Below are 21,076 nucleotides of genomic sequence, written 5' to 3' on the forward strand. Positions count from 1 at the left end.
TTCGCCTTGTCTCGCTCTAGCTCGCGAAATCGTAAACAGGCTCTAAGCCCCCGCCTCCGCGCCGGCGCCGCTCCAGGCCCGGCGCGGCCGTCCCGGATGCACCCCATTCGGCTTGCCCACGGGCAAGCCTACTTTTACGTATGAAGAAAGACCGCGATGAAAATCCTGCTGCCGCTGGCCCTGCTGGCCCTGTCCCCGGCGCTGCGCGCCGCCGCGCCGGATCTGGTGGCCACCATCCGCTACGAAACCGTCACCATCGGCAAAGACGGCGTGGAAAAAACCATACGCTATCGGGAAAAACTGACCCGCCAGGGCAAGCACGTCTGGCGCGAACGGCTGAACGCCCCCGCCGACGACCACGATCACGACGACGGCCACGGCCATGAGGACGGCCACGACCACATCGACTACGCCGCCGCCAGCCGCCACGTCTGGCTGGACGCCAAAGGCCAGCCGCGGCTGGAGTTCGCCCTGCCGCAACAGCGGCTGCTGGTGCAAGTGGGGCAGCGCGAATGGAGCGACGTGGGCTTCGACGGCTCCTGGATCCTGGCCAGCCAGCTGGTGGACATTGAAAAACTGAAAGGCTTCACCGTCAGCCCCGGCGCGGACGGCAGCCGCTGGTATCGCAAAACCGCCAAGGGCCACAGCAAGCAATTGCAATGGAGCGCGCGCTGGGCGATGCCGCTGCGGGTGGAATCGCGTTCGCAGGACGGCCGCCATCGCGAAAGCATGCGCGTGGAGATCCGCCCGCTGGCCGCCGGCCAGCCGCTGCCCTGGGCGCAAACCGGGCGGCTGCGCGGCAAGGACTATATGGACACGCTGGACTGAGCCCTTGCCCGCGCCGTCCTTCCGGGCCAGGCATCCTGGCCTTGAAGTCCGTTCGCGGTCCGCTGCGCGCGGCGCAGCGCGCCATGCGAGCAAGCCGCTTTCCCAAGCGGCCTCGCCCTAGCTCGCGGGAGCGTGAACGCGCTCCAGCAGCTGGCAGGGCCAGCCGTCCACATCGAATGCGGCGATGCGCTCATAACCGCAGGACTCGTAAAAACGCGCCAGGGCCCCCGTGCCCCCGCCATAGCAATCCACGCGCAAGCGCTTGACGCCGGCCAGCCTCGCCTGTTCGTCCGCGAAAGCCATCAAACGCCGGCCGACGCCCCGCGCGCCGGAGCGGCGGGAGGCGACCAGCAAGCGCACGTAGATTTCGGGCTCCGTCGCGGCCGGCGCATAGGGCATGGCCTCCCCCAGCACCAGGGCGGCCAACACGGTGCCGCCTTCCTCCTCCGCCACCCACGCTCCCGGCAGCGAGCACGCCTCGACCACCCGCTCCACTTGTCGCGGCTGGCTTGACCACGGCTCGCTTCCCCATTGCTCCGCGTTGCCCATGGCGACGAACCAGGCGATGATTTCATCGAAAATTTCCAATACCGCGGGCGCGTCGGCCGCGCTCGCGCGGCGGATGATCAGCCCCTTCCACTCCACATTCGCCATCTGGCCGTCCTTCACTGAATGCTCGTCAAGCGGGAGGCGGCTTCTCCGCCTCAAGTCCCATTTTTCAACGCCTGCTCAAAGCCTCGCGCACAAGGGCGAGACAAGGCGAAAACAAGCGAAAAAGCGAAGTGTACAAGAGGCAATGAGCATGTTGAGCTTGTTCTCAACACCGTATCCCCGACGCGCAGCAGACTTTGCACAGGCTCTGAGAACGTGTTTACGATCTCGCGAGCTAAGGCGAGACAGGGCGAAAACGAGTGAAAAAGCGGAATGTACACGGGGTACATGAGCATTTTGAGCTTGGTTTCAACGCCCCTTTCTATCCATCCCGCCGACGCGCAGCAGATCGTAAACAGGTTCTGAGAACGTGTTTACGATCTCGCGAGCTAAGGCGAGACAAGGCGAAAACGAGCGAAAAAGCGGAGTGTACTCGTGGTACATGAGCATTTTGAGCTCGGTTTCAACGCCGTATCGCCGACGCGCAGCAGATCGTAAACAGGTTCTAAGGCAACACCCCCAGCAGGGACCACAACCGCCGCGCCTCGGCGTCGCTGTCTATCAGCTCCGCCAGCAGCTCCCGCAATGGCTTCTCCCCCCACTCCACCGCGCGGTAGATCAGATAGGGCACCGGGCTGTGCGGCTCGGTGCGCGCCAGATAATCGGCGATGCCGCGCAACTGGCGGTAAGCGTCCTCCCGCCCCTGCGGCTCGCGCTGGGCGAAAACGGGCGCGGACGCCGGCGGCGGCGCGCCGTGGCCGGCTTCGGCCAGGGCCGGCGGCGCGGCGGTTTCGGCCTGGTCGACGGCGGCGGCTTCCGGCTCCGGCGGCGGGCCGGGATGCAGGACGGCCAGCTCCTGCAAGGCTTGCGCCGCCTGCTCCAGCGTCTGGCTCAAGGGCGCGTAGGACGGCGCGTCCGCGCCCATGCGCTCGTCGCACCAGCTCTGCAGCCGCGCCAGCCATTGCCGGCTGCGCGCCAGCGCGCCGCGGCTCTCCTCCAGCGCGGCCGGCGGCAGCGCGCGCACCCAGTCGTTCAGCTTCTGCTGCTCGTGGCGCGCCTGTTCACGCTCCAGCTTGCCCTCGTCGCCGCCGGCCAGCAGCCGGCGGTTGAGGTCCTGCCACTGCCGCAGGGTCAGCGGCTGCCGCTCCTGCGGCGGCGGCGCGTTCAGCAAGGGCACCTGGGCCGCCAGCGTGGCGGCGTAGGTTTTGGCCAGCCATTCCAGCGGGCCGGTGCGAAAGCTCAGATCGTCTTGCTGCGGCAAGGGGTGCAGGCTGTCCCAATACTGCTCGCAGCACTGCGCGCTCAACGCCAGCGCCGCTTCCAGGCCGGGCAGGCCCAGCAGGTGCAGCCAGGATTCCCCCAGCCAGCCGGCCACCATCAAATCCTTGCTGCGCTCGGCCAGCAGCGCGGAGGCGAGGCGCTCCACGCCGGACCAGTCCGCGCGTTTCAAATCGCTTTCCCAGATGCCGGCGGGCAGGCTGGGATCGTCCTCGCGCCGCAGTTCGCGCAGTTGGTCGTATTCCGGCGCGTAGCGCAGCGGCTCGCCGCCGGGATTGTCCGCGGCGATGGGTTGCAACAGGGTTTCCAGACGCGACATGGCGCTCATGGCCGTTTCCTCAAGGTGTTCAAAGCGCGCATCAGCTGCCCTCTATCGCGGCCAGCCGCGGATTGGCGGCCGCGCGGAACGGCGACGGCGGCGCGGCGTACGGCAGGCTGGCCACGGCCAGGCCGCTCTTGCCGCCCGGCGCCTGCAAGGTCAGCCGCAAAAACATCTGCGCGTCGCCGTTGCCCAGCAAGGCCGGGTTGCGCACCGGCAGCGCCAGCATCAGGCCCACGTCGTTGACGCCTTCCACGCTATTGGTGCGCAGCGGCGAATTGTTCTCGCGCAATAAGCGCAGCAAGCCCCATTGTCCGCCGTAGTTCCAGCTGGCCAGCCGGTCGAACACGGTCAGCCCGCTTTGCGTCGAATCCTCCACCGGCGCCTGTTGCGATTCCTTGGCCCAGCGCAGGGTCGCCGTCACCGGCTGGCCGATGTTCCAGTGCAGGCGCTGGCCGTCGCCGCCGGGGTAGCGCAGGCGCTGGCCGCCGCTGGCCAGCGTCCATTCGATCACCTGGTCCGCCGCCTGTTCGTGTTCGCGGTCGGTGCGCCAGCGCACTTCCACGTCCACGCCCTGCCACGGCCCGCCGCCCTCGCGGGCGAACATCGGGCCCAGCCAGGCGCGCGCCGCCTTGGCCGCGTCCAGGAAGCGCCGCGCCGCCTGAGCCTGGCCGGACTTGAGGTCCTGCAGGCCGGCGGCCGCCAGCCCGCCGCTGTCGTCCATCAGGCGCATGAATTCCGCCACTCGTTCCGGCGCGGCGTCCGGCGCCGCCAGCTTGGCGGCGAAGGGGAAGCGGTTGGCCAGGTATTGATTGAAGAAGGCGCTCAGCTTCTGGTAGGCGGCGGCGCCGGCCTGGGTGCGCAGCGCGCCGCAGCGGTCGCTGGCCAGGCTGACCAGGGTCTGGGCGCGGTCGGAGAAGACGTTGCCGGCGGCCGGCAGCTCCACCTGGTCCAGCACCGCGCGGCAATTGCCCACGTCCATCTCGTTGAAATCCTTGACGATCATGGTTTCCAGCACCGCCGGCGCGCTGTTGGCGGCCTTTTCCTTGTAGTGGCGCAGTTCGACGGCGGCGCTTTGCCAGCGTTGCTGCAATTGCTGGTCGCTGACCGGCAACGAGGATTTGTGCGAGGCCAGCCAGCTCAGCGCCGGCGCCTGGGCCTGGGTCAGATTGCCCACCAGCTCCAGCTGCGCGCCCAGGTATTGCTGCAGCTCGCGCGCGCCGCCGGCGCGGAAGGCGCGGGCGCCGGCGTTGCGCGAGCCGTCCCACCAGCGGAAGCTGCCCTGCAGCGGCTGGTACAAGCCCAGCCCTTGCAGGCTGCGCTCCGCGTGGCGCAAGGATTGCAGCGCGCGCCGGTCCATCTCGCGCAGCACGCTGTCGCGGAAAGCGGGCTGGGCCAGTTCGTCCAGCGCCGCCAGCACCGGGGTGGCGGCCTTGGCCTGGGCGTCGAAGGCGTTGCCCTCGTCGATGGAACCGCCGTTCAGGCCAACCGACGGCTCGGCGCGGCGGCTGCTCAGGGCGGCCCACATCGCCCGCGCCGCGCTGTCCTGCAAGGCGCGCTCCAGGCCCTTGCGGTAGGCCGGCGGCATCTGGCCGGCGCTGCCGGCCAGGTATTTCTGATAGCCGTCGTAATGACGCAGCGCCGCCGTCATCGCGTCGGCGTCCATATTCGCCAGCCCGCCCGCCGTCGGACCGCTTTCGCCCTGCGCCCGCGCGCTGGCGACGAAGTCCTGCTTCAGCAGCGAGGCCAGGGTCACGTTCAGCTTGAGCACCTGGTCCTGCAGCTCCAGGCCGCCGGACGGCCCTTGCGCCAGCAGCGCCGAGCTGGCGCCCACGCCGCCCAGCCAGCGCTTGCGGAATTCCTGGCGCGCCACCGCGGAATGGTCCACCACCCGCGCCACCGCGTCGCGCCCTATCAGGCTGGAGCGGCGCGCGCCGTCCAGCATCGCGCTGTAGCCGGGCACCAAGTCCTGGCCGGCGGCGCGGCTCCAGGCGCTGTTGGTGGCGTTGACCAGGCTTTGCAGCAGGCCGATATGGCCGGCCACGCTGTCCAGTTCCGGCAAGGAGTTGCCTTGGCCGGACTCCAGCATCAGCAGCTGTTTCTGCAATTGCTGGGCGGTGAGGTCAAAGGTCTGATTGGTGTAGAGCTGGCCGAGCCAGGCTTGCATCAGGCCGCTGAAGTGTTCGCCCACCTGCGGCCGGATCTTGGAGAGGTCGATCGGCGCGGCCACCAGTTGATCGCTGGACAGCAGGATGCGGCGCAGATTGTCGCGCTGGGCGTTCTGCGGCGCGCGCAGGCTGAGGCCGAACAGGCCGTTGGCCAGCTCCGCCGCCTCGTCCAGCGTGGTGTTGCCGTCGCGCACCGCGTGGTTGAACTGGTTGACGCGCTGTTCCAGCTTGACCGCGTCGCCGGCCAGTTGCCGCGCCAGCAGATAGGCCGGCCATTTCTCCGGCGCGGCGGTGTCGTCGCTGACGCTGTCCGCGCCGGCCTCGCCCAAGCGCCGAACTTGTTCGGCGTCGCGCAGCAGCCGCTGTTGCAAGGGCAGCATCACCGAGCGGCGCAGCGCGTATTCGATGGTGTCGTCGATGCGGCCGTCCACCGGGGACATCAGCGAGGTGGGCAGCAGCAAGGTGCCGAAACGGCGCGAGGGCGCGTCCTTGAGCGCGCGCCAGAAGGCGGCGACGCTTTGCCGCGCCGCCGCGTCGTTGCCCAGTTCCGGCCGCGGCCCGCCGCGGTCCAGTTGCAGAATGCGCAGCTGGCGGCCCAGCGCGTCGGCGTCGTCGGTGGCCGCGTGCCAGTACCAGCTGATGCCGGCCAGCCACAGGGCGGCGAACAAGCCCATGCCGGCCAGGGTCCAGCGGTGCCAGCGCTGGCGCAGCCGCAGGATGCGCGGCACCGGCTGGGCCAGGCCCTGCTCCGCCAGCACCCGCTGGCGCAGCAGCCGGCCGGCGAACAGGGGCAGCGCCGGCGGCGCGACGGTTTCTTCCAGATCGTCCTGCGGCGCGGCCTGGGCGCCGGTGAAGTAGATGCCGCGCAACTGCGGCGCCTCGCCCAGCGCGTTGCCGCGGAACACCGGATCGCACAACGCCTGCAGATTGGCGCGCACCGCTTCGAAGCTGCGCGGCAGCAGGTACAGGTCCGTGGACACGCCGCCTTGCAGGGCGCCGAATTCGGCTATGGTTTCGCTCAGGGTCAGCCGCAGCCGCGTCAAAGCCTGTTCTATCCAGTCGGATTGATAGGCGGCGCTGGCGGCGTAGGGCGAGGACCAGCCCAGCATCGCGTCGCGCGCTTCGCGGGGCAGCGCCTGCGCCAGCTCCAGGAAGCCCGGCGCCTGCTCGGTCTCGGTCACCACCAGATAGATGGGCAGGCTCAGGCCCAGCCGTCTTTGCAGATCGGAAAACTTCTTGGCCGCGGCCAGGCCGGCGCTGACCGCCAGGTGCTCGCTCCACAGCTGGCCGGCGGACACGGTCCAGATCAGCGCGTCCAGCGGCCGCGCGGCGCGGCTGCGCAAGAGCACGCCCAAGAGCCGCCGCCAGGCCGACAGCGGCGCCAGCGCGCCTTCCGGATGGCTGAACATATCGTCCGGTATCACCAGCACCGCGCCGTCCCCGCCGTACCACCAGCGGCCGAACCAATTGGCCTCGCCCTCGCTCTTCAGCTGCAGCGAGGCGCACAAGGCCTCCACATTGCGCACCCGGTCGCCCACCGCCAGCACCCAGGGGGTCTGGTAGCGGTCTTCCGCGCCGATCTCGCGCTCGAAGCGGCGCACCGAGCCGCGGAAGCTGCGCCGCGCCGGATCGGCCTCGCGCCGCAGCCACCAGATCAGCGCCGCCAGCGCCAGCAGGATCAACAGGGTCAGCAGCACAATGCCGGCTAGGGTCTGTATCGTCATTTGCTCTGCCCGTCCCCGTCCGCCCCGCGGTACAGCATGGGCTCCACCCGCGACACGATGTCGTGCCAGAACGCGTGCCCCACCACCGACATGCCCACCAGGATGGCGGCCACGCCCACGGCCAGCCGGAAGCCGTCCGGCAGCATGCGCCGCACCGTCAGCCGCAGCGGCGGCACATTGCTGCTGCGCTCCAGCGCCGGCGCCAGGCTGCGGATGTCGGCGTCCCGCTGGTAGGCGAAGGCGAACAGCTCGCGCCGCCATTCCTCGTGCTGGGCCAGCCCGCCCGGCCCGCGCAGCCGGCCGTAGAAACCCAGGGTCAGCGTTTGCAGGCAGACATTGGCCAGATCGCGCCCGGCCGGATCGCGCTCGCGCAAGACCCGCTCGATCAGCGCCGGCACCTTGTCGCCGGCGGCGCGGCTGCCGAACAGCCGCTGCTCCAGCGGCGTGGCCTGCCACAGGCTCTGCCCCGGCCAGTCCTCGAACAACAGCCGCTCGTCTATCAGCGCGACGAACAGATACTGCAAGGCCTCGATCTGGCTCTGCCCGGCCGCGCCCACGCGCGCGCCGGCGGCGCGGCTCAAGCGCCGCGCCAGCAGCCCGCCCTGCTCGGCCGCCAGTTCGGCGGCGGTTTCGGCCTTGTGGCCGCCGCCGGCCAGTTCCCGGAACACTTGCAGCCATTCGGCGTAAGCGTCTTCGAAAGTGGCGCTCAGCGGCGCTTGCGCCAGCGCCCCCAGCGGCTGGGACAGCGCGCTATCCAGCATGGCGTTCTCCATCGGCGTCCTCGCGCGGGTCCGCGACGAAGAGCAGCGCCTCCCACGGCTCCAGCGCCGCGCCGCCGGCCGGCAGCGTCATCCTCAGCGGCTGATCCGCTTGCAGCCAGTCGCCGTTGGCCAGCACGGCGAACAGCCGGGTGTCGTCGCCCACGCTGTAAGCCACTTGTTCGGCGCGGTCCAGCGGCTGGAAGGACAAGCCGCGCATGCGCTGGCGCGCCAGCGTGGCCACATGGGATTCGGAGGCGATGATGGCCTGGCCCAGCCATTGCTGAGCGGCGGAATCCGGCGCGCCGCCGGGCATGCGCAGGCCCACGATCAAGCGCCCGCTGTCGCGCGCGGCCTCCGGCAATACGATCCAGAAACCTTCTTCGTCGCGGTTGAACGGCAGGCTGCGGTAACCGGCGCGCACCCGGTCCAGCGCGGCGGACAGCCAGTTCAGCAGCGGCTCGTAGCTGGCCAGCAGTTCCTGGTAGTTGAAGGCCGGGAACACCGGCGCGCCGGCGCCCGGGTCCAGCGCGGTCAGCGAGCCGGCCATGCCGGCCAGCAGGCCGAACAGGGCGGCCGGATGGGCGGCGCGGCTGCCCAGCGCGGCTTCCGTCTCCGGCAGCCGCGCCCACAGCGCCGCCAGCTGGCGGCGGATTTCGTCGATGTCGTCGTCCTTGCCGGCCTCCTTGGCCTGGCGCAGACGTCCGCTGAGGAAGACGCATTTTTCGCGCGCCTTGGCGCACAGCGCCGCCACCTTGCGCCCCAGCAGGCTGTCCGGCAGCAGCCGCGGCGACGGCGGCGCGTAGGCGCGGCGGGCAAAGCCGCCGCCTTGCTGGGCGATGCGCAACAGCGGCAGGCAGATCATGTCGGCGCGTTCGGCCTCGGTGACCAGGCGGATGTCCGGCCGCCACAGCGTCAGGCTGGCCGGGTTCTCCCCGCTGCTCAAATCCGGCACCGCCTCGCTGTTTTCCGAGCGGAAACGCCCGGCGGCCGGGTCCAGCCGGCCGGCGCGCCACAGGGGCGGCAAAGCCAGGTAAACCGTCACCGTGCGGCCCGGCGCCTCCGCCGCGGCGGCCGTCACGTCGCAGCTGAGCGCCGCGCCGTCGCCGGCGTCGAAGCGCAGCGGCAAGCCGTCCGGCAACACCGCCTCCAGCGCGGACACCCGCGCCACGCCGCCGGCCAGCGCCGCCTCGTCCAGCTCCAGCTCCAGCACGCCCCAATACAGCGGCTGGGCCGCCGCCGCCAGCGCCGCGGACACCCCGTCCGCCCTCAGCGCCTGCCATTGAAAATGCTGGGGCAGCAACTGCATCCCCTCGTACCAACACACCGCCTGTGGCACTGCTTTCAAACCGCTCTCCCCCCGCTACGGCTCCATCAGCCGCATATTCTTGCTTTCAAAGCGCAGCCAGACCTTCTTGCGCGCGTCCAGGCTCAGCCGGTGCATGCCCGGTCCGGCGTAGCTGGCGTACACCAGCAGGCCGGCCGCGGATTCGCCCCGTATCGGCACGTCCTCGGTTTCCAGATGCTGGCCCGGCACCAGCTCCAGCTCCCACACCTTGAGATCCGCCGGGTAGTCGCGCAGCAGCTGCTCGCGCTGCTCAAACCACTTGGCCGCCGGCAGCCCCAGCAGCAGCTTGTACAGCTCCGGGTCCTTGGCGGCGACGAAGTCCACCGCCAGCGGCGTGTCGTCGTTGGCCATGCTGACCACGTCCAGCGTGGCCGCCTGCAATTTGACCGAGGGGCCGAAGCCCAGCGACGAGCACCCGCCCAAGCCCAAAGCCAAAGCGCAGAACAGCCCAGCCAGATACCCGTTGCGCATCCGCATCACCCCGACGCCATTATCCATTGCAAATAATATTGGCAAAAAAACGCCGACAGTTCTATAGGAATTGTTAAGCCATGGTCATTGAAAAATGCAAGTTGCAAGCATTTGTCAGCAAAAAGGGCTTCCATGCGGCGGCTTGAGCCGGCTTCAATGGAAAAGAACGACCAGGCCCGGCCGGGCAACAATGGTCTGACAATCATGCAGTTTCGCCCAAGCGGACCGGATACGCGGCCCGCCGTCGGCGTCCCCAGCTTCCCAACCGATCGAGGTCTGTTATGGCAGAGAGCACACAGCACAAGCTGGACCGGATTCGTCCGCCCCGCGTGCAAATCACGTATGACGTGGAAATCGGCAACGCCCTGGAAAAACGGGAGCTGCCGCTGGTGGTAGGCATCATGGCGGACCTGGCCGGCAAGCAGGAGCAGCCGCTGCCCAAGCTCAGCGAGCGCCGCTTCGTGGAGATAGACCGCGACAACTTCAACGCCGTGCTGGCCTCGCTGACGCCGCGCGTCACCGCCCAGGTGGACAACGCGCTGTCCGACGACGGCAGCAAGCTCAATGTGGAGCTGAAGTTCAACCACTTCGACGACTTCGACCCGGTCAACATCGTCAAGCAAGTCACCCCGCTGCGCCGGCTGTACGAGGCGCGCCAGAAGCTGCGCGACCTGCTGACCAAGCTGGACGGCAACGACGAATTGGACAAGCTCTTGCAGGACGTGGTGGCCAACACCGAGGAACTGCAAAAGATCAAGAGCGCCCGCCCGGAGGCCCCGGCCGCCGCGGAAGCCGCCCCGGCGCCGGACGCGCCGCCGGCCGCCTGACGCCCCGCCCGCCCCCCTGATACCGGAGACATCTCATGGCTAAGACCCAAGCCGAAGCGCCCAGCGGCGACGCCGCCTCGCTGTCGCTGCTGGACCGCATCATCCAGGAAGGCCGCATGGCCCACGACGACATCCAGCAGGAGTACGCCAAGGACCTGCTGTCCGAATTCGCCACCCAGGTGTTGGACGAAGGCATGGCCATCGACAAAGACACCGTGGCCATGATCAACCACCGCATCGCCATCATCGACCAATTGCTGAGCAAGCAGCTCAACAACATCCTGCACCACCCGGAGGTGCAGAAGATGGAAGCCTCCTGGCGCGGCCTGCACTTCCTGGTGATGAACACCGAAACCAGCAGCCGCCTGAAGCTGCGCCTGCTCAACGCCACCAAGGACGAGCTGCAGAACGATCTGGAAAAGGCGGTGGAATTCGACCAGAGCGCGCTGTTCAAGAAGATTTACGAGGAAGAGTACGGCACCTTCGGCGGCCACCCCATCAGCCTGCTGATCGGCGATTACGAATTCGGCCGCCATCCGCAGGACGTGGCGCTGCTGGAGAAGCTGTCCAATGTGGCCGCCGCCGCGCACGCGCCGCTGATCTCCGCCGCCAGCCCGCGCCTGTTCGACATGAGCAGCTTCACCGAACTGGCGGTGCCGCGCGACCTGTCCAAGGCTTTTGAAAGCGCCGAGCTGATCAAATGGCGCTCCTTCCGCGCCAGCGAGGACTCCCGCTACGTCAGCCTGGTGCTGCCGCACATCCTGCTGCGCCTGCCCTACGGCCCGGACACCAAGCCCACCGAGGGCATGAACTACGTGGAAGACGTCAACGGCACCGACCACGGCAAATACCTGTGGGGCAACGCCGCCTACGCGCTGGGCCAACGCATCACCGACGCCTTCGCCAAATACGGCTGGTGCGCGGCCATCCGCGGCGTGGAAGGCGGCGGCGCGGTGGAAGGCCTGCCGGCCCACACCTTCGGCACCGTGTCCGGCGACATCGCGCTCAAATGCCCGACCGAGATCGCCATCACCGACCGCCGCGAGAAAGAACTGGACGGCCTGGGCTTCATCGCGCTGTGCCACAAGAAAAACACCGATCTGGCGGTGTTCTTCGGCGGCCAGAGCGCCAACCAGCCCAAGGTCTACAACACCAACGCCGCCAACGCCAACGCCCGCATCTCCGCGATGCTGCCCTATGTGCTGGCCGCCTCGCGCTTCGCCCACTACATCAAGGTGATCATGCGCGACAAGATCGGCAGCTTCCTGACCCGCGACAATGTGGAAACCTATCTGAACAACTGGATAGCGGACTACGTGCTGGTCAACGACAACGCGCCGCAGGAAGTGAAAGCCCAGTACCCGCTGCGCGAAGCGCGGGTGGACGTGACCGAAGTGCCGGGCAAGCCCGGCGCCTACCGCGCCACCGTCTTCCTGCGCCCGCACTTCCAGCTGGAAGAGCTGACCGCGTCCATCCGCCTGGTGGCGGAGCTGCCGCCGCCGGCCGCCGCCTGACGCCACACCAAGGGCCCGCCGCGCGGCGGGCCCAATACTTCTCATAACACGGAGAACACATAGCAATGGACGCCATCATTCTGGACCTGGGCAGCGACATCAAGGGCGAGTGCAAGCTGGAAGGCTACACCGACAAGATCGAAGTGCTGTCCTACAGCCACAACGTGGCCATGCAGGTGACCAACGACGTCAGCAACACCGAACGCACCTCCGGCAAGCCGCATATCGGCGAATTCAGCCTGACCAAGTTCACCGACAAATCCACGCCGGAACTCAACGCCTACTGCTGCCAGGGCAAGAACATCCCCGAGGTCAAGATCACCATCGGCCGCAACGCGGCCGACAGCAGCGGCAAGGTGCTGCCCTACATCGTCTACACCCTGACCAACGCCATCCTGTCCAATGTCAGCGTCAGCGGCGGCACCGGCGGCAAGCCGGTGGAAAACCTCTCGCTCAACTTCACCAAGATCAAGTGGGAGCTGACCACCCAGAAAGACACCGGCGCCAAGGACGGCAACGCCGCCGCGGTGTGGGACCTGGCCGCCAACAAGTACTCCAAATAAGTCGATTGAATCCGCCGCGGAAGCCCATCAGCACAGCGGGCGTTCCGGGGTCTTTTGGCCACGGCAGCACACGGAAGAACACGGACAAACCCAAAGGAAGCATCGGGCTTGCATGGACTTCATGACCACGGGTGTTGTCTTGTTCCGTGCTTTCCGTGCGCTTCCGTGGCAAAGAAGATTTTTCGTGTCTTTACGTGGGTTTTGTGGCTTAGCCACGGAAAAACACGGACAAACCCAAAGGCGGCGCCTGGCTTGCGTGAGCGATGACCACGGCTGTTGTCTTGTTCCGTGTTTTCCGTGCGCTTCCGTGGCAAGAAAGATTTCTTTCCTGTCTTTACGTGGGTTTCGGGGCCAAGCGTTTTTCCATGGCCCATGCACTTTTAGGATACCGCGATGCGCCAAGCCGCCCAGTTTCGCCCGGGTCTGTTCGAACTGCTGGCCGACGCCGAACCGCGGCAGCGGCTGGAGGCCGAGCCGCTGCTGCGGGTGGACCGCCGCCGGCTGCAAGAATCGGTGCGGGCGGAACTGGCGCGGCTGCTGTCCAGCCGCCGCGCGGCACAGCCCTACCTGGCCGAACTCAGCGTCATCGACTACGGCGTGGCGGACTGGAGCGCGCTGCACCCGGAGCGCGCCGAAGACCGCCAGCGGCTGGCGCGTGAGATCCGCCAGGCGATACGCAGCTTCGAACCCCGGCTGGCCGCGCCGCGCGTCAGCGTGGACACCGTGCCGGGCCGCGGCCTGCTTCTCAGCGTGCGCATAGACGGCGAACTCCAGGCCGAGGGCAGCCGCTGGCCGGCCGCCTTCGTCGCCGAGCTGGACCCGTCCGGCGCGCGGCTCACCGCCTGCGAGGACGCAGGCTGATGGAATCGCTGGACCCGCGCCTGCTGGACTACTACCAACGCGAACTCGCCTACCTGCGCCACGCCGGCGGCGAATTCGCCCAACGCTACCCCAAGGTGGCCCACCGCCTGCAACTGAGCGACGGCGAATGCCCGGACCCGCAAGTGGAACGGCTGCTGGAAGGCTTCGCCCTGCTGTGCGCTCGCCTGCAACGCCGGCTGGACGACGACTATTCCGAACTCACCGACGCGCTGCTGGAACAGCTCTACCCGCACGCGCTGCGGCCCATGCCCTCCTGCGCCATCGCCCGCTTCGAGCCGGACCCGGACAAGGGCAAGCTGGACGCCGGCTACCGCATCGAACGCGGCACCCCGCTGTTCGTGGCCACCACCGCCGGCGACAGCCTGCGTTTCCGCACCAGCGCCGCCGTCACCCTGTGGCCGCTGCGGCTCGCCGACGCCAGCCTGCTGACCGAGGACGAAGCCCAGGCCGCCAGCGGCCTGGCCCAGGCGCGCGCCGCCCTGGTGCTGCGGCTGGAGAAACTGGGGCCGGAGCCGCTGGGCGCGCTGCCGCTGAACAGCCTGCGCATCCACCTGGCCGGCTCCCCGCTCAACGCCGCCGCGCTTTACGACCTACTGTCCGCCCACAGCCTGCAAATCAGCTGCCGGCTGCCGGAGCGGCCCAGCCTCGCGCCCTCCATCCGCCCCGGCGCGCTGCCGCGCGCCTGCGGCTTTGGCGCCGACGAAGCGCTGCTGCCGGCCGAGGACGGCGTGCACCCGGCGCACGCGCTGCTGGCGGAATACTTCGCCTGCCCGGAAAAATTCGCCTTCTTCGACCTGCCGCTGAGCCTGCCGCGCCAGGCGGAGCGGCAGCTGGAAATCGTCATCGCCTTCGAGCGCGCGCCGGCCGGCCGCCTGGGCATCCAGCACGGCGACATCGCGCTGGGCTGCGCGCCGGTGATCAATCTGTTTCCGCACACCTCGGAGCCGCTGCGCCCGGACGGCAGCCGCAGCGAATACCTGCTGGTGGCCGACGCCCACCGCGACCACAGCGTGGAAATCCACTCCATCCGCCAGCTGCGCGCCGCCGGCCCGGACGGCGCGCGCCGCATCGCCCCCTACTTCGCCTGCAGCCACGGCGAGGGCGGCGACGGCCGCTACTGGCACGCGCGCCGCGTGCGCGGCCTCAACCGCCTGCGCCCCGGCAGCGACATGCTGCTCACCCTGGTGGACGCCGATTTCGACCCGCTGGCCGCCAGCGAACTCAGCCTCACCGCCGAGCTGCTGTGCACCAACCGCCACCTGGCCGAGCAACTGCCGGCCGGCGCGCCGCTGATGTTCGAACTGCCCGGCCCGGTGGGCCAGGCGCGGCTGCTGCGCCCGCCGCGGCCGCAAACCGAAGCCGCGCTGGACGGCGCCTCGCGCTGGAAACTGGTGTCCCAGCTCAGCCTCAACCACCTGTCGCTGAGCGAAGGCCCGCAGGCGCTGGCCGCGCTGCGCGAAATGCTGGCGCTGCACAATCTGGGCGAACAGCCGGCCGCGCGCCGCCAGATCGAAGGCATCGTCGCGCTCGGCAGCGAACGCATCGTCGACCACGTCGGCGCCGACGCCTGGCGCGGCTGGCGCAACGGCCTGCTGCTGACGCTGGAGCTGGACCCGGCCTGCTTCGCCGGCGGCAGCCGCGTGCTGTTCGCCGCCGTGCTCGCCCACTTCTTCGCCCTCTACGCCCACGCCAACCGCTTCGTGCGCACCCGACTCGTCCACCAGCAACAGGAGATCCAGACATGGCAGCCCCCGCCCGGCCCCAGCCTGGTTCTGTAGCCGAGCGGCTGCTGACGCGGCCGCAGGGCTTTGAATTCGCCCAGGCGGTGATGCTGCTGGAACGGCTGACGCCGCAAGCCGCGCCGCTGGGCCAGGGCGCGGACCCGGCGCGCGAGGCGCTGCGGCTGCGCGGCCCGCTGCTGCCCGCCTTCGCCGCCAGCGAACTGAGCGCGCTGGAACCGGGCGCGCTGGGCGGCGACGCGCGCGACGGCCAGCCGGCGCTCGATGTCGAATCCTTCGGCCTGGGCGGTCCGGACGGCCCGCTGCCCTACGCCTACCAGGAATGGCTGCAACAGCGCCGCCAGGACAAAGACCACGCGCCGGCGGAATTCCTGCAACTGTTCCAGCACCGGCTGCTGGCCCTGCTCTACCGCGCCCAGCGCAAATACCGGCTGGCGCCCAGCTTCGCCGCGCCGCGGCTCAGCCCGGCGCGGCCGCTGCTGCTCAGCCTGTGCGGCCTGCTGCCCGCCGGCCTGCAACAACGCCAGGCGGTGCCGGACGCCGCGCTGCTGGCCCGCGCCGCGCTGCTGGCGGACCGCCGCCGCTCGCTGGCCGGCTTCGCCGCCTTGGCCAGCCGCCACCTGGCCGCGCCGGTGCAGGCCAGCCCCTACGCCGGCGGCTGGCGCGAGATCCCGCCGACCAGCCGCACCAGCATCGGCCCCAACGGCCGCAACGCCGCGCTGGGCCAGGGCGCGCTGGCCGGCCGCCGCGCCTGGGACGAACACGCTGGCATCCGCCTCACCGTGGGCCCGCTGGACCCGGCCGGCTACCGCGCCTTCCTGCCCGGCGGCGAACGCCACCGCGCGCTGGCCGCGCTGGCGGACTTCTACTTTGGCCCGGACCTGGACATCCAGCTCAGCCTGCTGTGGCAGGCGCCGGCCGCCGCGCTCAAGCTGCAAGCCCGCGCCGCGCCGCGGCTGAGCTGGGACAGCTGGCTGGGCGGCCCCGGCGGAGCGCGACAGCTGGACACCCGGCTGCAACGGCCGCCCCCGGCCGGCGAGGACCCGGCATGAGCGCCGAACTGTCCGAACTGGTGGCCCGCCTCAACCCCAGCTGCCGCAAGGCGCTGGAGCTGGCCGCCCAGCGCTGCCTGCAGCAAAGCCACTACTACGTGGAAATCGAACACGTGCTGCTGGAGCTGCTGGAGCTGCCCAACGGCGACCTGCCGCTGCTGCTGCCCAAGCTGGGCCTGAGCCCGGACCAGCTGAGCGCGGAGCTGCGCCGCAGCCTGGACCAGTTCAAGCGCGGCGAAACCCGCGCCCCGGCCTTCTCCAGCCACACCGTGGCCTGGCTCAAGGAAGCGCTGCTGCTGGCCACGCTGCGCCAGCAGGCCAGCATCCGCTCCGGCCTGCTGCTGCTCACCCTGCTGGAGCGCGACGAACTGCGCAATCTGCTGCTGATCGGCGCGCCCTGCCTGCTGCGCGCGCCGCGCCAGCCGCTGAGCGAACAGCTGGACGCCTGGGCCGCCGCCTCGCGCGAAGCCCCGTCCGCCGCCGCGGCGGAGCCGGCCGGCGCGCTGGCGCGCTTCACCCACGACCTGGTGGCCGACGCCCGCGCCGGCCGCATCGACCCCATCGTGGGCCGCGACGGCGAAATCCGCCAATGCCTGGACATCCTGCTGCGCCGCCGCCAGAACAACCCCATCCTGGTGGGCGCGCCCGGCGTGGGCAAAACCGCGGTGGCGGAAGGCCTGGCGCTGCGCATCGCCCACGAGGAAGTGCCGCCGGCGCTGGCCGGCGTCGGCCTGCTGGCGCTGGACCTGGGCCTGCTGCAAGCCGGCGCCGGGCTCAAGGGCGAATTCGAACAAAGGCTGCAAAGCGTGATGGACGACATCCGCGCCGCCGCCCGGCCCATCATCCTGTTCATCGACGAAGCCCACACCCTGGTGGGCGCCGGCGCGGCCGAGGGCCACAGCGACGCCGCCAACCTGCTCAAGCCGGCGCTGGCGCGCGGCGAACTGCGCACCGTGGCCGCCACCACCTGGCAGGAATACAAGAAATACTTCGAACGCGACCCGGCGTTGGCGCGGCGCTTCCAGCCGGTGCAAGTGGAAGAACCGGACGAAGACCGCGCCGTGGCCATGCTGCGCGGCGTCGCCGCCCGGCTGGAACAGCACCACGGCGTGCGCATCCTGGACGCCGCCATCCACGACGCGGTCAAGCTGTCCCACCGCTACATCTCCGGCCGCCAGCTGCCGGACAAAGCCATCAGCGTGCTGGACACCGCCTGCGCCCGCGTGGCGCTGGCCCAGCACGACCAGCCGCCGCAGCTGGAAAACCTGCGCCACCGCCAGACCATGCTGGACGAGGAACTGGAGCGGCTGCTGAACGAACAGGCCACCGGCCTGGACCACGCCACCCGCATCGCCGCGCTGCGCCAAGACAGCGCGCGCCAGCTGCAAGCCATGCGCGAACTGACCGTGCGCTGGCAAGACGAATTGCGCGCGGTGCGCGAAATCCTGCGCACCCGCCAGCAACTGCTGGACTTCCTGGCCAGCGAGCCCGAGCTGCCCGCCGGCGAACCGCCGCTGCTGCTGGAAGAAGCGGAAGACGAGACCGCGACCGCCGACGAGGACGAAGCCGCGGACCCGGCGCTGCGGCTGGCGGAACAACTGGCGCGGCTGGAAGCCGGCCTGGACGCGCTGCGCCAGGACGACCCGCTGGTACCGGAACACGTGGACTCCAAAGCCGTGGCCGCCGTCATCGCCGGCTGGACCGGCATCCCGGTGGGCAAGATGCTGGCCGACGAAGCCTACGCCATCCGCACCCTGGCCCAGCGCATGGGCCAGCGCGTGATCGGCCAGCCGGCCGCGCTGGGCAAGATCGCCCAACGCATCCAGGCCTACCGCGCCGGCCTCACCGACCCCGGCAAACCGGTGGGCGTGTTCCTGCTGCTCGGCCCCACCGGCGTGGGCAAAACCGAAACCGCCTACGCGCTGGCCGACGCCCTCTACGGCGGCGAACGCAATCTGATCGTGGTCAACCTGGCGGAATACCAGGAAGCCCACAGCGTCAGCCAGCTCAAGGGCGCGCCGCCCGGCTATGTCGGCTACGGCCAGGGCGGCGTGCTGACCGAAGCGGTGCGGCGCAAACCCTACAGCGTGGTGCTGCTGGACGAAATCGAAAAAGCCCACCCGGACGTGCTGGAAGCCTTCTACAACGTGTTCGACAAGGGCGTCATGGAAGACGGCACCGGCCTGACGGTGGACTTCAACAACACCATCATCCTGGCCACCAGCAATGTGGGGGCGGAGCTATTGCAAACCACGCCAGGCGAACAACTCGCCACCCAGCAGTTCGACGAACGCCTGCGCAAAACGCTGTTACAAGCCTTCCGCCCCGCCTTCCTCGCCCGCATGACCGTGGTGCCCTATCCGCCATTGGCGGAACGCACATTGGAAAACATCGTGATCAATAAGCTGGAAAAACTGCAAGCCCGCTATAAGGCGGCGACAGGGAAACAATTCGACTTCGACCCGGCCATTGTGAAAGCGGTTTTGGCTAAATGCAGCTCTGCCGGCGCGCGGGATATCGAGAACGTGTTGATGGCGCAGGTGACGGGGAAGTTGGCGGAGTGGGTGTTGGAGTAACTACGCATTCAAATAGAAAACGCAAAGTTTCCCTAGCCGAACGAATGCAAAAATAGACATACAAAAGGAGCGCGAAAATGCTTAATGCACTAAACACAATCAATCAGAACAAATATGCTTCCTGCAACTTCGCCAAAGCACACAAAATCTACTACATCAGTGAAAATGGACAAAAAACGGAAATTCCTTCCTTAACCATAAAGACTGTAACCTCTCCCATCACCCATCAGAGCTTTGGATTCCAAGTTGGTGGAATACAGCATTTTGGAGCTTATGAGCAACAAAGTGGCAAATCTGTTTCAATACCCGACTGGAATGAGTTACAACGTCAAGCAGGCATTCTAGATAGCTTAACGACCACATTGTCTCGCAGCAACTACAGAAACATAATTGACCTGCCAGCATGGCAACAAATATATAAACCCACCATTACCTCAAGACAAAGATGGAACTGGCAGACCAATTCAGTTGAAACCGTGAACTCCAATGATCTCTACGCCTGTCGGCATTGCGGAGTCATACTTGAGAAAGAGCAAATAGAAATTGACCATCAGCGCTCAAAAACCATTGGCAAAGATCAGCTTCCAGAAAAAAATCTTTGGGGTGCAACTTTAAAACTTTTTCGCTACGCAGGCTTGACCAATGATGGTGCCACTGGATACAAGGCTAAAAAGTTTGGCTTACTAGGGTTATCAAACTCTGCACTAGACAAATATCAATTAAATGAAAATGGAATATTCATATTTTCGCTACTCTTAAGCTCGAAAAGTGATTTTGAAATACAAAGTGCAGCTGAAACAGCTATCCCGAACCTTCGCCCATTATGCGGCGGATGCAACAAGCGAGACGGTGAACCTCATAGTGGCTTACCTTGGAACAAATAGCCCAACCAAGCTCTAAGAATCTCTCAAAAGATAACCGATATCTGCTATTTGAACTCTCCATTAGCTGAGCGAAATTCTTGATGCCCCGCCCCACTGACACCAATACCGGCCTCTCCCTCCGCGCCTCCGCCCTGACGGATCTTTATCCCCAGACGCTTTCGGGGGACAAGGCGTTGAACGAGTTGGGCAGCCTGGCTCTCAACGGTGATAGCGCCACCGCGCTGACATTGAGCAGTGCCAATGAACGCAATCCATTAAACCCCCATGCCCCGCTCCTCTGACAAAACCGCCCCGCTCTCGCTCAGCGCCTCGCCGCTGAAAGAGTTGTACCCGGACAGCTTGTCCGGCGACGAGGCGCTGAACGCACTGGGTAGTTTCACCTTGGCCGGCTTCAGTGACAGCATGCTGACGCTAAACAAAGCTCTTCCACCCTAGTTAGCAAGATGGCAGAGCAAATTTAGAACCGATGTGATGGTTTTAGCAGCACCCGGCAAAACATCAACTCATTGGAAGCAAAAACAGGGAGGCCGCATGATTACCGTAATGACCCTCAGTGGTGGCTCGGGCACCATGTTTTGCAGTTGCAAGAATGGGGACTGCCAAGACCACAGCCTCATTTCCATTAGCACTCAAAACCATGAGGTCTATCAGTTTCAATACTCCGCCGGCCATCAAAAAATGCATCTCAGAACCGCCAAGGATAAGATCACCCAGTTTTGGGCCAACACCAAAGCCGCGCACATCCGGGTCCGGCATGTGATTTACATCCCCAGCAAGAATGAAGTGGCGCACATTCTAAGAAGCAAGCCGCCGGAAATCGGCATCCCGCCAACCAGCGCCATCGGCAGGCCTCCGCCAAGCCATCAAAGCATGGACGCGGTGCCGCCACCCAGCATGACCATGCGTCGCGGCGATGATGTCTTGATTGACATTGGCGGCAGCCATGGCGATGAAAAGGCCTTCTCGCATAAGCCGCTATTAAAAAAAACGCCGACGGCGCTGGGCTTGGATCAAGACAGAATGATCCAATTCATGAAAGAAAATAATGGAAAAAACCTAGGCAACTGCGCGGAGGTGGTGGCGGCGGTGCTTGAAGCCGGCATCACCGACGCTCGGGATAGGCCGCTGACCACCGGCTACACGCTGCCCTTATGCGCTTGCATCTGCTGCTGCCATTCGCCCACCTCGGTGAGCAAGCTGGCCTTTAACATCCAGAAAAACACCCTGGCGCAACTCAGCGAACAAGGCCTGCTGAGCACGGACTTGCTGGGCTACGCCCCCAATAAAATCTCCCAAGCCGGGAAAAGTCAACGTGACGAATTCGACTTATTCGATATCGACTTTGACTCGCTGTCTTACTACCAGAAAGATGACAATTGCTGCACCTCCCTGATTAAAATCATCTGGGACACTTTATCCATGTGCACCTTCAGCACCTACTCCAGAGCGCATGGCGGGGGCCAAGACAAGCAGCACTAACTTAAACGGTCAAGG

17 protein-coding genes are annotated in these 21,076 nt (G+C 67.1%); 11 read left to right on the forward strand and 6 right to left on the reverse strand.

What is annotated here, in order from left to right:
• The first annotated feature begins 156 nt into the window (after positions 1–156).
• Positions 157–828: a hypothetical protein gene (locus JC616_RS15365; RefSeq protein ID WP_107799783.1), complete on the forward strand. Its 672-nt coding sequence runs from the start codon at positions 157–159 to the stop codon at positions 826–828.
• A 117-nt stretch (positions 829–945) separates the two neighbouring features.
• Here the strand turns inward: JC616_RS15365 and JC616_RS15370 are convergent, their stop codons facing one another.
• The 6 genes from JC616_RS15370 to JC616_RS15395 all read right to left on the reverse strand — a co-directional run bounded on the left by JC616_RS15370 (position 946) and on the right by JC616_RS15395 (position 9,545).
• Positions 946–1,482: a GNAT family N-acetyltransferase gene (locus JC616_RS15370; RefSeq protein ID WP_227104081.1), complete on the reverse strand. Its 537-nt coding sequence runs from the start codon at positions 1,480–1,482 to the stop codon at positions 946–948.
• A gap of 502 nt (positions 1,483–1,984) precedes the next feature.
• Positions 1,985–3,085, reverse strand: coding sequence for a type VI secretion system protein TssA (gene tssA, locus JC616_RS15375; RefSeq protein ID WP_227104083.1), 1,101 nt, complete (start codon positions 3,083–3,085; stop codon positions 1,985–1,987).
• 31 nt (positions 3,086–3,116) lie between these two features.
• Positions 3,117–6,968: a type VI secretion protein IcmF/TssM N-terminal domain-containing protein gene (locus JC616_RS15380; RefSeq protein WP_107799786.1), complete on the reverse strand. Its 3,852-nt coding sequence runs from the start codon at positions 6,966–6,968 to the stop codon at positions 3,117–3,119.
• Entirely contained in the window at positions 6,965–7,729 is a 765-nt protein-coding gene (locus JC616_RS15385; RefSeq protein ID WP_107799787.1) for a DotU family type IV/VI secretion system protein, read from the reverse strand. Before JC616_RS15385 ends, JC616_RS15380 begins: the two co-directional genes overlap by 4 nt.
• A complete protein-coding gene (gene tssK / locus JC616_RS15390; RefSeq protein ID WP_227108596.1) occupies positions 7,719–9,065 on the reverse strand; it encodes a type VI secretion system baseplate subunit TssK in 1,347 nt (448 codons plus the stop codon). The genes JC616_RS15385 and tssK overlap by 11 nt, the downstream gene beginning before the upstream one ends.
• A 24-nt stretch (positions 9,066–9,089) precedes the next feature.
• Positions 9,090–9,545 carry a hypothetical protein gene (locus JC616_RS15395; protein WP_227104085.1) on the reverse strand — a complete coding sequence of 152 codons (456 nt, stop codon included), beginning with the start codon at positions 9,543–9,545 and terminating at the stop codon, positions 9,090–9,092.
• Positions 9,546–9,826: 281 nt separating this feature from the next.
• Between JC616_RS15395 and tssB the strand changes: the two genes are divergently transcribed.
• From tssB to JC616_RS15445, 10 genes are all read left to right on the forward strand, one after another.
• On the forward strand, positions 9,827–10,372 hold the full coding sequence (gene tssB / locus JC616_RS15400; RefSeq protein ID WP_081545015.1) for a type VI secretion system contractile sheath small subunit: 546 nt from the start codon (positions 9,827–9,829) through the stop codon (positions 10,370–10,372).
• Positions 10,373–10,407: 35 nt separating this feature from the next.
• Complete coding sequence (tssC, locus tag JC616_RS15405; RefSeq protein WP_227104086.1) at positions 10,408–11,886, forward strand: type VI secretion system contractile sheath large subunit; 1,479 nt, start codon at positions 10,408–10,410, stop codon at positions 11,884–11,886.
• Between the two features lie 65 nt (positions 11,887–11,951).
• Complete coding sequence (locus JC616_RS15410; protein WP_048409970.1) at positions 11,952–12,449, forward strand: Hcp family type VI secretion system effector; 498 nt, start codon at positions 11,952–11,954, stop codon at positions 12,447–12,449.
• Positions 12,450–12,842: 393 nt separating this feature from the next.
• Positions 12,843–13,310: a type VI secretion system baseplate subunit TssE gene (tssE, locus tag JC616_RS15415; protein ID WP_107801837.1), complete on the forward strand. Its 468-nt coding sequence runs from the start codon at positions 12,843–12,845 to the stop codon at positions 13,308–13,310.
• A complete protein-coding gene (tssF, locus tag JC616_RS15420; protein ID WP_227104088.1) occupies positions 13,310–15,109 on the forward strand; it encodes a type VI secretion system baseplate subunit TssF in 1,800 nt (599 codons plus the stop codon). The genes tssE and tssF overlap by 1 nt, the downstream gene beginning before the upstream one ends.
• Positions 15,073–16,122: a type VI secretion system baseplate subunit TssG gene (gene tssG, locus JC616_RS15425; RefSeq protein WP_227104090.1), complete on the forward strand. Its 1,050-nt coding sequence runs from the start codon at positions 15,073–15,075 to the stop codon at positions 16,120–16,122. The genes tssF and tssG overlap by 37 nt, the downstream gene beginning before the upstream one ends.
• Positions 16,119–18,698: a type VI secretion system ATPase TssH gene (gene tssH, locus JC616_RS15430; RefSeq protein ID WP_227104092.1), complete on the forward strand. Its 2,580-nt coding sequence runs from the start codon at positions 16,119–16,121 to the stop codon at positions 18,696–18,698. Before tssG ends, tssH begins: the two co-directional genes overlap by 4 nt.
• 77 nt (positions 18,699–18,775) lie before the next feature.
• A complete protein-coding gene (locus JC616_RS15435; protein WP_227104094.1) occupies positions 18,776–19,582 on the forward strand; it encodes a hypothetical protein in 807 nt (268 codons plus the stop codon).
• Between the two features lie 80 nt (positions 19,583–19,662).
• Positions 19,663–19,863: a hypothetical protein gene (locus JC616_RS15440; protein ID WP_227104096.1), complete on the forward strand. Its 201-nt coding sequence runs from the start codon at positions 19,663–19,665 to the stop codon at positions 19,861–19,863.
• A 250-nt stretch (positions 19,864–20,113) separates the two neighbouring features.
• Entirely contained in the window at positions 20,114–21,061 is a 948-nt protein-coding gene (locus tag JC616_RS15445) for a hypothetical protein (RefSeq protein ID WP_227104098.1), read from the forward strand.
• The last annotated feature ends 15 nt before the right edge of the window (positions 21,062–21,076 follow it).

It is taken from the genome of Chromobacterium rhizoryzae (assembly GCF_020544465.1).
Taxonomy (GTDB): domain Bacteria; phylum Pseudomonadota; class Gammaproteobacteria; order Burkholderiales; family Chromobacteriaceae; genus Chromobacterium.

What these genes read in the sequence shown, in the direction of transcription:
- JC616_RS15365 (WP_107799783.1), top strand. Translation starts at nt 157, where the DNA reads ATGAAAATCCTGCTGCCGCTGGCCCTGCTGGCCCTGTCCCCGGCGCTG.
- JC616_RS15370 (WP_227104081.1), bottom strand. Translation starts at nt 1,482, where the DNA reads ATGGCGAATGTGGAGTGGAAGGGGCTGATCATCCGCCGCGCGAGCGCG.
- tssA (WP_227104083.1), bottom strand. Translation starts at nt 3,085, where the DNA reads ATGAGCGCCATGTCGCGTCTGGAAACCCTGTTGCAACCCATCGCCGCG.
- JC616_RS15380 (WP_107799786.1), bottom strand. Translation starts at nt 6,968, where the DNA reads ATGACGATACAGACCCTAGCCGGCATTGTGCTGCTGACCCTGTTGATC.
- JC616_RS15385 (WP_107799787.1), bottom strand. Translation starts at nt 7,729, where the DNA reads ATGCTGGATAGCGCGCTGTCCCAGCCGCTGGGGGCGCTGGCGCAAGCG.
- JC616_RS15395 (WP_227104085.1), bottom strand. Translation starts at nt 9,545, where the DNA reads ATGCGCAACGGGTATCTGGCTGGGCTGTTCTGCGCTTTGGCTTTGGGC.
- tssB (WP_081545015.1), top strand. Translation starts at nt 9,827, where the DNA reads ATGGCAGAGAGCACACAGCACAAGCTGGACCGGATTCGTCCGCCCCGC.
- tssC (WP_227104086.1), top strand. Translation starts at nt 10,408, where the DNA reads ATGGCTAAGACCCAAGCCGAAGCGCCCAGCGGCGACGCCGCCTCGCTG.
- JC616_RS15410 (WP_048409970.1), top strand. Translation starts at nt 11,952, where the DNA reads ATGGACGCCATCATTCTGGACCTGGGCAGCGACATCAAGGGCGAGTGC.
- tssE (WP_107801837.1), top strand. Translation starts at nt 12,843, where the DNA reads ATGCGCCAAGCCGCCCAGTTTCGCCCGGGTCTGTTCGAACTGCTGGCC.
- tssF (WP_227104088.1), top strand. Translation starts at nt 13,310, where the DNA reads ATGGAATCGCTGGACCCGCGCCTGCTGGACTACTACCAACGCGAACTC.
- tssG (WP_227104090.1), top strand. Translation starts at nt 15,073, where the DNA reads ATGGCAGCCCCCGCCCGGCCCCAGCCTGGTTCTGTAGCCGAGCGGCTG.
- tssH (WP_227104092.1), top strand. Translation starts at nt 16,119, where the DNA reads ATGAGCGCCGAACTGTCCGAACTGGTGGCCCGCCTCAACCCCAGCTGC.
- JC616_RS15435 (WP_227104094.1), top strand. Translation starts at nt 18,776, where the DNA reads ATGCTTAATGCACTAAACACAATCAATCAGAACAAATATGCTTCCTGC.
- JC616_RS15440 (WP_227104096.1), top strand. Translation starts at nt 19,663, where the DNA reads ATGCCCCGCCCCACTGACACCAATACCGGCCTCTCCCTCCGCGCCTCC.
- JC616_RS15445 (WP_227104098.1), top strand. Translation starts at nt 20,114, where the DNA reads ATGATTACCGTAATGACCCTCAGTGGTGGCTCGGGCACCATGTTTTGC.